Annotated in this window: 13 protein-coding genes; 11 read left to right on the forward strand and 2 right to left on the reverse strand. The window is 49.6% G+C overall.

The window, feature by feature from the left end; all coding sequences use genetic code 11:
* Positions 1 to 3: 3 nt before the first annotated feature.
* Both HWX74_RS17365 and HWX74_RS17370 read left to right on the forward strand, forming a co-directional pair.
* Positions 4 to 729, forward strand: a complete 726-nt coding sequence (locus HWX74_RS17365) for a DUF932 domain-containing protein (RefSeq protein WP_176012131.1) — start codon at positions 4 to 6, stop codon at positions 727 to 729.
* A 110-nt stretch (positions 730 to 839) separates the two neighbouring features.
* Positions 840 to 992, forward strand: a complete 153-nt coding sequence (locus HWX74_RS17370; protein WP_176012130.1) for a hypothetical protein — start codon at positions 840 to 842, stop codon at positions 990 to 992.
* A gap of 47 nt (positions 993 to 1,039) precedes the next feature.
* On the opposite strand, the gene HWX74_RS17375 is transcribed toward HWX74_RS17370, so the two are convergent.
* A complete protein-coding gene (locus tag HWX74_RS17375; RefSeq protein ID WP_176014846.1) occupies positions 1,040 to 2,218 on the reverse strand; it encodes a hypothetical protein in 1,179 nt (392 codons plus the stop codon).
* Between the two features lie 204 nt (positions 2,219 to 2,422).
* Between HWX74_RS17375 and HWX74_RS17380 the strand changes: the two genes are divergently transcribed.
* The 9 genes from HWX74_RS17380 to HWX74_RS17420 all read left to right on the forward strand — a co-directional run bounded on the left by HWX74_RS17380 (position 2,423) and on the right by HWX74_RS17420 (position 11,491).
* Positions 2,423 to 3,034 carry an inovirus-type Gp2 protein gene (locus tag HWX74_RS17380; RefSeq protein WP_176014847.1) on the forward strand — a complete coding sequence of 204 codons (612 nt, stop codon included), beginning with the start codon at positions 2,423 to 2,425 and terminating at the stop codon, positions 3,032 to 3,034.
* 44 nt (positions 3,035 to 3,078) lie between these two features.
* Positions 3,079 to 4,296 (forward strand): ATP-dependent RecD-like DNA helicase, encoded by a 1,218-nt coding sequence (locus HWX74_RS17385; protein WP_254872369.1) that lies wholly within the window; start codon positions 3,079 to 3,081, stop codon positions 4,294 to 4,296.
* 67 nt (positions 4,297 to 4,363) lie between these two features.
* Positions 4,364 to 4,696, forward strand: a complete 333-nt coding sequence (locus HWX74_RS17390) for a hypothetical protein (protein WP_176014849.1) — start codon at positions 4,364 to 4,366, stop codon at positions 4,694 to 4,696.
* A 130-nt stretch (positions 4,697 to 4,826) separates the two neighbouring features.
* Positions 4,827 to 6,044, forward strand: a complete 1,218-nt coding sequence (locus HWX74_RS17395; RefSeq protein ID WP_217705004.1) for an ATP-binding protein — start codon at positions 4,827 to 4,829, stop codon at positions 6,042 to 6,044.
* Complete coding sequence (locus HWX74_RS17400; RefSeq protein WP_176015299.1) at positions 6,044 to 8,482, forward strand: DEAD/DEAH box helicase family protein; 2,439 nt, start codon at positions 6,044 to 6,046, stop codon at positions 8,480 to 8,482. The genes HWX74_RS17395 and HWX74_RS17400 overlap by 1 nt, the downstream gene beginning before the upstream one ends.
* Before the next feature lie 269 nt (positions 8,483 to 8,751).
* Complete coding sequence (locus tag HWX74_RS17405) at positions 8,752 to 9,018, forward strand: DUF6364 family protein (protein ID WP_154418032.1); 267 nt, start codon at positions 8,752 to 8,754, stop codon at positions 9,016 to 9,018.
* A complete protein-coding gene (locus tag HWX74_RS17410) occupies positions 9,015 to 9,428 on the forward strand; it encodes a PIN domain-containing protein (RefSeq protein WP_176014851.1) in 414 nt (137 codons plus the stop codon). The genes HWX74_RS17405 and HWX74_RS17410 overlap by 4 nt, the downstream gene beginning before the upstream one ends.
* Before the next feature lie 875 nt (positions 9,429 to 10,303).
* Positions 10,304 to 10,537: a transposase domain-containing protein gene (locus HWX74_RS17415; protein ID WP_176014852.1), complete on the forward strand. Its 234-nt coding sequence runs from the start codon at positions 10,304 to 10,306 to the stop codon at positions 10,535 to 10,537.
* A 3-nt stretch (positions 10,538 to 10,540) separates the two neighbouring features.
* A complete protein-coding gene (locus tag HWX74_RS17420) occupies positions 10,541 to 11,491 on the forward strand; it encodes an IS4 family transposase (RefSeq protein WP_176014287.1) in 951 nt (316 codons plus the stop codon).
* Between the two features lie 380 nt (positions 11,492 to 11,871).
* Here the strand turns inward: HWX74_RS17420 and HWX74_RS20760 are convergent, their stop codons facing one another.
* On the reverse strand, positions 11,872 to 12,180 hold the full coding sequence (locus HWX74_RS20760; RefSeq protein ID WP_368506838.1) for a transposase: 309 nt from the start codon (positions 12,178 to 12,180) through the stop codon (positions 11,872 to 11,874).
* Positions 12,181 to 12,227: the final 47 nt, after the last annotated feature.

Consider the following 12,227-nt stretch of genomic DNA (forward strand, 5'->3'; position numbering starts at 1 on the left):
ATCATGGGACTGATGATGAGTGAAGGCAAGTTCGTCGGGCGTGACGAGATTGCACTGGTTCCGACGCCTGCGGCGACTGCGAGCTGGAAGCCGGTGCCGCACAGTGAGGTGATCGACGCAGTAACCGATGTGGTCAGGGCGCACAACTGGCAGATTCTCGACGAGCAATACGGTCTGGCCCGTGACGGTCAGCGGATGTTCGGTGTGATCCGAATCAACCGGAGTTCAAGCACGGAGTGGTCACGTTGCATCGGTATCCGTAACAGTCATGACCGCACGATTGCGGTTGGCTTGGCCGCCGGATTGAACGTACAGGTCTGCGCGAATCTCATGTTCGGTGGCAGTACGGTTCTGAAGCGACGGCATACCTCACGGATTGAGCTGAACGGTCTGGTCGTGGAAGCCATCGACGCACTCGAAGATGATTTCCTGACGCTCGAAACCGTGGCCGAAGACTTGAAGATTCAGTATGTTCGGGAAGATGCCGCCCGTGCCGCCATCGTCAAGGCGGCGGAAGCCGGTGCCGTCAACTCCTCGGACATTCTGCCGATCTTCCGGGAGTTCAAAGAACCACGTCATGAGGAGTTCGCCGAACCGACCCGCTGGGCGCTTCTGAATGCGTTCACCGAGAACGCCAAGAAGTACAGCCCAGCCCGTGCTGACATCTGTTATCGCGGACTGACCCGCCTCTTTGGTCTCGACGGCCAGCCGCCGACTTTGTGGAAATAATGCTCCTCATCCGAGGAGGCACGCCCTCTGCCGGAACATGGTGCACCCGGCAGAGTATCACGCACCCCGGCAGCGTAATACCTGCCGGTTTTTGAACCGAGGAATCCGTTATGGAAAAACAGAATAAGAATAAAAAACATGGATGTTTCCCGCGCCCGGACTGGCGTAACGAAATCATCGACGCGCTCGGCATCGGCTTTGCCGCCGGAGCCGCCGCGATGATTGCCGCAATCAAGCTGTTCCGGCAGCTTCGCGGTCAATGACCATGTACCGCCCGTATGAAGCAAAACCTTCCGGGCGGTTTATTTTTTTATCGCTCTGGATGCCGGATGTTCAGACATCGTTTCCAGATTTCCGGGACATCATCGGAATCGCCGAAGCGTTCTTTCAACGCGGGTTGCTTCAGTATCAGGTTGATGCGGACATCTTCCGGAAGAGCATCCCAACAGAAACAGTGCTCAATCAACTCCGGGCGCTTCCGCACGACCATCCACCATTCAACGGGACCGAACGCCTTCCAATCGATGGCGGCGGGAACTTCTGAACCGCTCGCAATCAGAGCGGCCTGAAGCGGCGGCGTCAACGGATACGGGCAACGGTCGAGTAACTGCGGCTGATTCAGCAGCAACATTTGCCAGTTGTGTTCAGAAAAAAGCTCCCACCTGTCACATTGTTCCGCAAATTGGGGTTGCCGCACCAGAATCAATGCCCATTCATTTTCGGTGAAATGAACAAGGCAAGGACACTCCGAAATAAGCGTGGGAACCTTTGCCGATACGGTCGCCCAGTTGCGGGAACTCCAATTTTTTGTTTCACACCGGGAACGCAAGTGCGGATAGCGGGACAGCAATTCGCTCCAATCCGCTGCGTTGAATTCATTCCAACAGTCGCATTCCGACTCGAATCCGATATTCTGTTCAAGCAGGAGCCGTTGCATTTTATGGTCCAGCTTACCGTGTTTCCGGCAGTACGTCCACAAGTCAGGCTGTTTGTTCAACAAACGCCGCCAGTGGTTTCCGGTAAGCCGATGCAGAACCGATTCAAAACATTCGATCCATTCCGGGGATTTGCCGAGCAGTCGGACGATTTCACCCCCGCTGTAAGAGTCTGGCGGCCAATACCGGAACAGTTGCGGATGCCGGGATAACAGTTCTGCCCGCTCCCAATGATCGAAGCTCTGCCGACAATCACAGTGTTCGGCAAGTTCAGGGTGAACCAGCAGAAGATCAAGCCAATTCGTAGTTGTGAAGCCGGCGGTCAGTTCGTCATCAGAAACCAATTCCGGTTCAGCCATCAGAAGCAGAAGTTGCACGTCCTGCCTGAAGCTGTCGGGAAAAGCTGTTTGCCGTAATATCTCAAGAATACGGTTTCCGCGCGCCTGTCGACGCTGTTCCATGTCTGCCCCCCAATACCGGGGTTCCTCCAGCACTTTCGACAATTCGGAAGCGTTTTCCAGCACGAGTAATTGAATCAATTCTTCTTCGGTCATCTCTTCAACCTTTCTGCTTTTGGGATTACAATCAGCATATTATGATGCATTGGCACAGAGGATAACAGTTAATGATATTAGTGTAAATACTTCTATATACGTAGCTTGATTTGAGGCAGCGTTCGCCTCGGAACTTCATGCGGAGTTATTTTTTATATAAAACGCATAATCCTATGCTTTCTCACATCTCAAGGAGTTTTTTCTATGCCACACCCTATCATCACTGGAACCGAATACCGGGGCTTTTCTTTACTGGATTATACGGGTCCTAATGCCGGTTACAATTCAGCGATCCTTGATCGAATCATCGACCGCATTGACTTCATGCTTTCCCGGCACAGCCAGGTCTTGCTGGTCCATCTGATTGTCCGCTATCCTGCCAATGTCACCGCCTCAGGCGACAACGACAGCTTTCAATATTTCATGGAGGAATACCGCCGTTTTCTCTCCCAATTCAACTACCAGCCGCATTACATCTGGGCACGGGAGCAGCATAACTCCGGCAATCCCCATTATCATTTGCTGTTGCTTTTGAACGGAAACGCTATCCGCTTTTATCTTGCTTCGCACAGGGCGAATAAACTTTGGACGGCCGCCCTGCGGAAGAATTTTCCCGACGCTGAAATTTCCGGGAGCGGCCTGATTCATCAGGCTTCCATCGGCAGCAGCCAGCATGGGCTGATGCTTCAGCGCGGCAATGAATATCTCAGGAGGGAAGCCATCCGCATTTTCTCTTACCTCGCCAAACTTAACACCAAAGGGAATGCGCCTCTCGGAATTCGTGAATTCAATTGCTCCATATTGAAGAAAGGATGACCATGTTTATTTTGGATCAGGAACAGGAAACTGCTCTGAAGCTCATGCGGAACGGGAAGAATGTCTTCCTGACCGGGAGCGCCGGAACCGGAAAATCCGCCGTTATCGACGCCTTGCGTCAATATAAGAATCGATTGGTTTGCCTTGCCCCAACCGGTTTGGCCGCCCGCAATCTCCGACAGGCCTCCACCATTCACGCCTTCTTTTCTATCGGACACTCGACGGATGAAACAGCCTTACGCAATCGCCTGCGGGCTGCGGAGACCATTCTGATCGATGAAATTTCCATGGTCCGGGTCGATCTGTTTCAGAAAATCGACCGGCTTTTGCGGCTCCATGTCGCCGACCGCCCCTTCGGAGGGAAACAGATCATCGTCGTTGGAGATTTCCATCAATTGCCGCCGGTCGCCGAATCGGCTCCAATTCAAGAGGCATTGGAAGAGTGCTACGGAGGCATATATGCCTTCAATGCGCCGGCCTGGGAGCAAGCGCACTTTGAGACGGTTCGCCTGAACCGGATTCACCGGCAGACCGACCGGAAATACATCAACTTTCTCGAAGCCCTCCGAGCCACAGCTCCAAGCTTACCGGATTATTTGAAGCTGAGTGAGTCATGTGATTCTTCGCGTCCTGCCGACTGGCCGGCTCTCTGCTGTACACGCCATGCGGCGGCGCTGATCAATGCGGGGGAAATGAACCGCCTAGCCGGGGAGGAAACCTGTTTCAATGGAAAAATCACCGGACGCTTTCCCATTCATGAACTGCCGGTCGAACTGAATCTGAAAGTGATTGAGGGAGCCCGGATGATGTTGTTGGCCAACCGCTACGACACTCAGCCAGGAGGGCAGTATGTCAATGGGGATATCGGTGTTGTCAGCACATACTCCTCACTGGGGAATTGGATTGAAGTTCTGCTGGATCGAGGCGGCACCGTACGGGTTACGCCCACAATGTGGAGCAATTGCGAATACGAGGCCGAAGTGGATAACGGAGAACTGGAATTGCACGTAAACGAAATCGGATATTTCCGGCAGTTTCCATTGATCCCGGCTTATGCGACAACTATCCACAAAGCCCAAGGGCAAACCATTCCGAAAATTCATTTGGTTCTCGGGAAAGGATGCTTTGCTCCGGGACAACTTTATACCGCATTGTCGCGCGTTCGTTCCTTTGCCGACCTGACGCTCGACCGTCCGATTCGGTTTGAAGAGACCATCGTTGATCCGCAAATTCAGGATTTTCTCCGGCGGCTCGAAGTGTAAACGGGGTCCCGTCTGTATTTTTTTATCCGCACCGACATGCTATACGCTCAAAGGAGGGGCGTATCGCATGTCATACCCCATTCGTCATCAGACTGTTATTCTCATTGGTAAGCTATTGCATCCGCTGACGGAATCCAACCTGATCCCGTTCCCCGAGTACCGGGAAATCATCGCGCAACTCAAACATCTGGCCGCCAAAGGCGAGCCGCTGCCGGACGTCGTTCCGAAACTGGTCGATATGAACGAGGCGGCACAAATGCTCGGCGTCAGTCTCGCCAACTTCAAAAAGCTGGAACCGCAACTACCCTTCAAGCGCAAGATGGTAGGTCACGCGGTCCGGTTCCGCAACACCGACATCATCCGCTACATTCTGGCAGATGAACCAAACCCAATCGAATAAACTGCGTTTTTCGCTGTTCCTCTATCCCGAGGAACAGCGGGAGACCGATAACAAATATTTTTGACATATATCATGATTTTTTCTTGAAAAACAAAAGTTTTGAATGTATACTTGTAAAAATGGAGGAAATATGAAAAATCGCCCTTTATATCTGAAAGAGCTGCAAAAGTACCGGGATAAGAGTGTCATCAAAGTTGTGACCGGCATCCGGCGTTGCGGCAAATCAAGTTTGCTTCAGCTTTTTGTGGAGTACCTGAAAGAACAGAAGGTTCCGGAGGGACGGATACTCCAAATCAATTTCGAATCGCTTCAATACGACGGAATGATTTATCGGGAGCTTTACGACCGGGTGATGGAGAAAGCGAAGGCCGGCACTGGAAAATTTTATCTGTTCCTGGATGAAATTCAGCGGGTGGAGCATTGGGAAAAGGCGATCAATTCCTTTCAGGTGGAGCTGGACGCCGACATCTACATCACCGGTTCAAACGCCTATTTGCTCTCGTCGGACCTGGCGACTTATCTGGCCGGACGCTATGTTGAAATCAGAATGCTGCCGCTCTCTTTCCGGGAATTTCTGGACTTCCATACCTTTCCGGAAACCGTTCCAGCGGAGACGAAATTTGAGCATTATCTCCGGTTCGGCGGTTTTCCCGGCCTGGCGGAATTCGACTTCAATGAGAAACAGATTCATGAAGTTCTGGAAGGCATTTACGCTTCCGCCGTGCTGAAAGATATCTATCAGCGGCTGGAAATCCGAAATTCCGATCTGCTGGATAAGGTGTGCCGTTTCTTCGCCGACAATATCGGCAATACTTCAAGCGCCAACCGCGTCGCCGGAGTATTGGAAGCGGAAGGCAATCTGCCCAAAGCGAAAAAAGGCATCTCCGCCGGGCTGGTTTCGGGGTATGTCGACGCGCTGGTGAACGCTTTCATTTTTTACCGTGCGGATCGTTATGACATCAAAGGCAAAGAGTTGCTGAAAACGCTGTCGAAATGGTACATCGTTGACATGGGTTTCCGCAACCTGCTGCTGGGTTACCGCAATGCCGACCGGGGGCATGTCCTGGAAAATCTCGTTTATCTGGAATTGCTCCGGCGCGGCTATACGGTTTCCATCGGAAAAATAGGACCGCTGGAAGTGGATTTCATTGCGACGAACCAAACGGAAAAACATTATATTCAGGTCACGGAAACCATGCTCGGCGAAGAAACCCGCGCCCGCGAACTGGAACCGTTGCGGAAAATTTCGGACAACTACCCCAAAACGGTTTTGACCATGGACCGGAATTTCCTGACCAACGAGGATGGCATTGAAATCGTCAATCTCATCGACTGGCTGCTTGGGTGATGGACGGCCTGTCGCAAAAGATCAAAGAGATTGAAAAGCGATTAGCCGAAATTGCGGCGGAACGAACGGCATTGGAGGGAGAGCTAATTTCTCTTCAACGGCAGTTCCGGAAGCAAAGCGAAAATATGTTTTCGCCAGAAGAGAAAATTGCGATTTTTCGACGTTTGTTCCATGGTCGCCAGGATGTTTATCCGCGCCGTTTCGAGAGCCGGAAAAGTGGCAAATCCGGGTATCAACCGGCTTGTGCCAACGAATGGCGTCGTGGAATCTGCAATAAGCCGAAAATCAAGTGCGGCGTCTGTTCTTCACGGCAATATCTTCCGGTTACTGACCAAACAGTTGAAATGCATCTGCGTGGAGACGATGGCTTCGGGCATGATTTCACCATGGGCGTTTATCCGTTGCTTGAAAATGACAGTTGCCGATTTCTGGCGGTGGATTTCGACAAGAAGGAGTTCGAGCGTGATGCCACGGCGTTTCTGGAGACTTGCCGCCACTACAAAATTCCTGCGGCGCTGGAACGTTCCCGGTCAGGGAACGGAGCACATATCTGGATCTTTTTCAGCGAAGAAGTTCCGGCGCGGCAAGCGCGACGTATGGGATGTTTTCTGCTGACCGAAACAATGGAACACTGCCCCGAGCTGGGGTTTGATTCTTATGACCGTTTTTTTCCGAATCAGGACAGCATGCCTTCCGGCGGTTTCGGCAATCTGATCGCCTTGCCGCTTCAGGCCAAACCCCGGCGTGCGGGAAACAGCGTTTTTCTTGATGAGGATTTTCAGCCCCACTCCGATCAATGGAAATATCTTTCCGGGCTTACCGCCATGAGTTGTGAAGAAGTGGATTCCTATGCAAACCGTGCGGCTGAAACCGGCCGGATTACCGGCGTGAAAATGCCGGTAATGGAAGATGATACGGAACCGCCGTGGGAACAGCCGCCGTCTCGGCAAAAGAAAACGGAGAACCTGCAGGCCGGATTGACGGAAGTAATCGATATCGTGATTGAAAATCAGTTTTATTTTCGGAAGTCACAATTGACGCCCCGCTTGCATACCGCATTATTGCGTCTGGCCGCGTTCCAAAATCCGGAATTTTATCGTTGTCAAGCGATGCGGATGCCGGTATATGATAAACCGCGGATTATCTGCTGCGCGGAAGAGTTCCCCGAATATATCGGTCTGCCGCGCGGCTGCGCCGATGACATTGCCAAGCTTCTGATTGAAAACAAGATCCGTTATCAGGTGCAAGACAGGCGTTTTACCGGAATCCGTCATCCGTATTCTTTTACCGGAGTTCTGCGAAGGGAGCAGGAAAGGGCAGCCGAAGCGCTGCTGAAATATGACCTCGGCGTATTGTCCGCTTCCACCGCTTTCGGAAAAACCGTGGTGGCGATCCATCTTTTGGCAAAGCGTTCGGTGAGCACCCTGATTCTGGTTCACCGGGTGCAATTGCTGAACCAGTGGAAAAGCCGCCTGACGAAATTCCTGACGATTTCGCAGGAACAGATTGGCTTCATCGGTTCCGGAAAACGGAACGCTACAAAAATCATTGATGTCGCCACCATTCAAAGTTTGGTAAAGAAAGGTGTTGTCGATGATATCGTCGCCGATTATGGAATGGTAATTGTGGATGAATGTCATCACCTTTCCGCATTTTCATTCGAGGCGGTTATTCGTCAGTGCAAGAGCAGATATGTTCTCGGCCTTTCTGCGACACTGACCCGAAAAGACGGTCACCATCCGATTATTTTCATGCAGTGCGGTCCAGTGCGCTATCAGGTGGATGACCGTCACCAAGCCCGGGAACGGCCATTCGACCATCGGGTCGTCGCCAGAGAAACTGCGACGGTTCTTCCTGAAGCCTTGAGAGCCAAAGAACGAATCGCAATCCATGAAGTTTATGATTTGCTGATCCGTGATGAACACCGGAATGCCATGATTGTTGCAGACGTTCTTGACGCGTTGAAATGCGGCAGGTCTCCGGTCGTAATTACCGAACGCAAGGAACATTTGTCCTGTTTGGAAGAGAAATTCGCCGGAGTTGAAAATCTGTTTGTACTGCGCGGAGGAATGAAGCGCAAGACATTTGAACAAACCTTGTGGCAGTTGCAGCAAGTACCGGATTCATCCCCTCGTCTGCTGCTGGCCACCGGAAGATTTCTCGGAGAAGGCTTTGATGATTCCAGACTCGACACCCTGTTTCTAACCATGCCTATTTCATGGCGTGGAACTCTAGCGCAATACGCCGGCAGACTGCATCGGTTGTATGAGCGGAAAACAGAAGTCGTCATTTACGATTATGTCGATCGAAAAATCAGAATGACGGAAAAAATGTTCGAACGGCGGCAGAAAGGGTATCGAACGATCGGTTATCGCATTTCCGATGAAAATGAATTATCCTTTTCGGATGGATGCATTCAGCCATCCAATGATGCCTGACAACTTCGCCGAACGCCTCATATAGATTCCGGCTTTTTGCCAACCGGACACGGACTTTTGAGGGAGAATGTCCGTTTTGTCGTGTCCGGCTAAAACATAAGTTTGTCCGTTTGGACAGTGGAATCGTCCGGAAGGAAGCAACAGAAATCCGTCCAGACAGCACTTGTGTCCGTCGAAAAGCGGACTTTCAACAGAAATTCTGCCGAATTTGATTTTTTCGAAAATTACACGTATATTTTATTGTAAAATAATACGTATAAAGGATTATCATGGCAACGACAAAACTGACATTGAGCGTTGACCCGGAAGTGATCGCCAAGGCCCGCCGAATCTCGAAGCTGAGAAAGACGAGCGTGTCCGCGATGTTTTCGCGTTATATCGCCACCTTGGAGGAGAGCAAACAGAGGGAAACTCCCTTGCCGCCGATGACCAAGCGCGCTCTGGCGCTCGCGGCCGGAACCGCCCCGGTGCCGGAGAATTGGGATTATCGCGATGAGCTGAAAGATATTCTTGACGAAAGGTACGGCCTTAAATGAAGAAGGTATTCATCGATACCAGCATTCTGCTGGATGTCTTTTTGAATCGGGAATCTTTCGTGGAACCAGCGGCGGCAGTCTTTGCCGACTGCGAGTCCGGCAAAGTCAAAGGCATCGTTTCGGCGATTTCTCTGAACAACGTGCATTACATTCTTTCCCGGCATATCGGGAAGAACAAGGCGTTGGAGGCGGTGCGGATTGTGCTGAACGTTTTTACTGTTGCTGCTCTGGACGAAAAAATATTGCGCCTTGCCGCCGATCTGTCGCACAAGGGTTTCGAGGATGCGATCCAGTTCCATTCCGCAGTCGCGGCCGGAGCAACCTGCATCATTACGCGCGATGCCAGCCATTTCCCGAAGGATGAAGTTCCGGTTCTGTCACCCGCCGATTATCTGGAAATGAATTTGTAAGTTCGGATTTCAGGGAGACGATTTGATTTTAGCGAAATAACATCTATAGTAAAACGGCACCGTAACATGTGCCGGGTTCATTATAGACAGGGTGCCACATCGGTACCGTTGATACTTGATTGCGATGCTGTTGAAAGGAGGAATTTTGAAATTTTCTTCCTATTTTCGCTCTTGATGGACAAAATGGGAGTTTCATGCAGGAAAAGACCCTGAAACGGTATCGAAAACGAGGTGTCAAACAGTACCGTTTGGAGACTCGAAAGTGCCGAAAGGTGCCTTTTCAGGCAGGTTGAAGCGTTCGGGGACCAAGAAGCTAAATTGGAGAACGGCTTCTTGAAAGAGAACGTGTTAGACCATATTTCAAGCTCAGAATATGGAATTGGTCAGTTCACACCAGCTCCACCATTTTTGAAGTCAAAAACCAGTAGTAATCAATGAGTTACTGCTGGTTTTCTTTTTGTCTGAAATGCGTGAAAAAACCTGCAAAAACCCGCTTTTTGATGCAAAGAAAATAAAAAGTTCCGCATTTTTCGGAGCCGTTTTTTGAAACAATTTCATATCGTAACTTTGTAAAGATTAAAGATTTATCACATCTGCTGAAATAGCATTTTTGGGCTATACTCGGCAAAAAAACGTTATTTTCACACCTGACCACGGAACCAATAATTGGTTCCGTGGTCAGGTGGTCAGGTTTCTACGTATTTGCAAGATAAATTACCAAATACGAAGGAAACCAAGAATGTGCCGGCAAGGTTTGCCGGCAACCCACTTAATGAATTCTGCGAAATATGGGCTAAGTACAATACTGCTTACTTAAAACTTGACATTTGCAGGAACAATGTTATATTATTCCTCAAATCCCCCCGGAGGACTGTATGGCGCGTACAAAAGCTTGTTTGTCGGCTAATTTTCGTGAAAGTGATTTTTTGACCTTAGCCTCTCTGCTTGGAGTTGTTTCTTTCGATGCGCTCACCAATGCGATGCAAAAATGCGGTCTTGCAACAAAACGCTATCGCAAATTGCCGTTGGAATTGATGGCATATTACGTTATTTGTCTTTCGCTCTACTCGAGCGTGTCTTTGCAGGAAGTTCTTCGATGCCTCCTGTAAGGTATGCAGTGGCTGAAGTTAAAACTTCCCTGCGGAGCCATTGAAGGCCGCGGAGGAATTTCACGCGCAAGAAAACGCTTGGGCAGTAAGTTAATGGAAGTCTTATTTCAAGATGTTTGTCGCCCTCTGGCCTCGTCGGAGTCAACATTTGCTTTTTACAAAAAATGGCGCTTGATGGCGATAGACGGAACAACTTTCGCTCTCCCGGATGAAAAAGCGAACAGTGATTATTTTGGTCTCCCGCCTTGTTCTCGCGGAACCACGGCGTTTCCTCAATTACGTTTGACGGCAATGATTGAAGTCGGCACACACGCCATCACAGCTGCAACACATGGACCTTTCCGGGAAGGCGAGAATACTCAAGCAAAGCGTTTGATTCCTCACTTGGACTCAAGCATGCTGTTGATTGCCGACCGTGGCTTCGGCTGTTATCCATTTTTTGCGGAAGCTATGACATCCGAAGCTGCTTTGCTGTTTCGGATCCGAAATAATATGAAATTTGAATGTGAAAAGATGTTGCCTGACGGCTCATTTTTGAGTACATTTTACAGCGGTTTAGAACATCGGAAAAAGATCAATGGAATTCAGGTGCGGATTATTGAATATACACTCAAAGGTGCGAAAGAGAAATACCGCCTGATCACAAATATACTTGTGCCGGAAGAAGCTCCGGCAATTGAACTCGCACAATTGTACCAGGAACGATGGGAAATTGAAATTGGGTATGACGAGTTAAAAAATCACTTGAAATTGCCGGGGACAAATCTACGAAGCAAAACCCCGGAATTGGTTATTCAGGAACTTTATGGATTTTTCCTTGCACACTATACGGTACGGACATTGATGTACAAGGCGGCACTGAAAAAACACATTGATCCGGATTCGTTATCGTTTAGCGGAACTGTCAGGATTTTGCGGAGAAAGATCACCTCCGCGCGTTTTCCCCCTCAGTAGGAATCTGATTAAAAATATCCGACGCGAAATTATTGAAGAAATCGCCGCTACGCGATGCGTATCCTCACGCGGTGTTACTCGCGAATGAGCGGTGAAGCGAAAGTCAAAGGATGGAATATAAAAAAGTGTTTTTTGTCGATTCCAAGGTGTCAACAATGCATGATTTTAACTAAGTAAGCAGTATTGTACTTAGCCTGAATATTGCATGAAGCTTTCAAATTGGCGAGAAATGTCGTAGCGCTCCGAAAGTTTTTATTTCCAAGTCGCCTGTTGCCGTTTTTTCCGTAATTTGGGCAGATTCCTCCTTACCCGCGTTGTTGTTCGGCAAGCCGGGGACAGCTCTCCAAAGTTTTATTCCCAAGCGATGATTTACGCAGCGATCAAGCGGAGGAGGTTCTGATTGGGATAATCACTTGAAAGAGCAACATAAATTTTTCTGGTATTCCGTCGCACAATGGGCCGATTTTCACCAGGTATAACCGAATATTGCCGCAGGTAGTCTCGACAAATTCAGTTCCAGTCAACAGCAATGCCCGAAACCGTACCATGAGAATATAGGCCGGACTTGAAAGCAGAAGCCGGAACTGGTTTGTTACAAAATCATGGCAACTCGTCCGATCGGCAAAAAGGTCAAGTTGTTGCTCCTTGATCATATTTGCAGGATTCATTCTGTTGCTATGACAATTGATTCAATAGTGTAAACACTATTAAAATGATTCTTTATCACCGACAGTTA

The sequence above is a fragment of the Victivallis sp. Marseille-Q1083 genome, assembly GCF_903645315.1.
Lineage (GTDB): Bacteria > Verrucomicrobiota > Lentisphaeria > Victivallales > Victivallaceae > UMGS1518.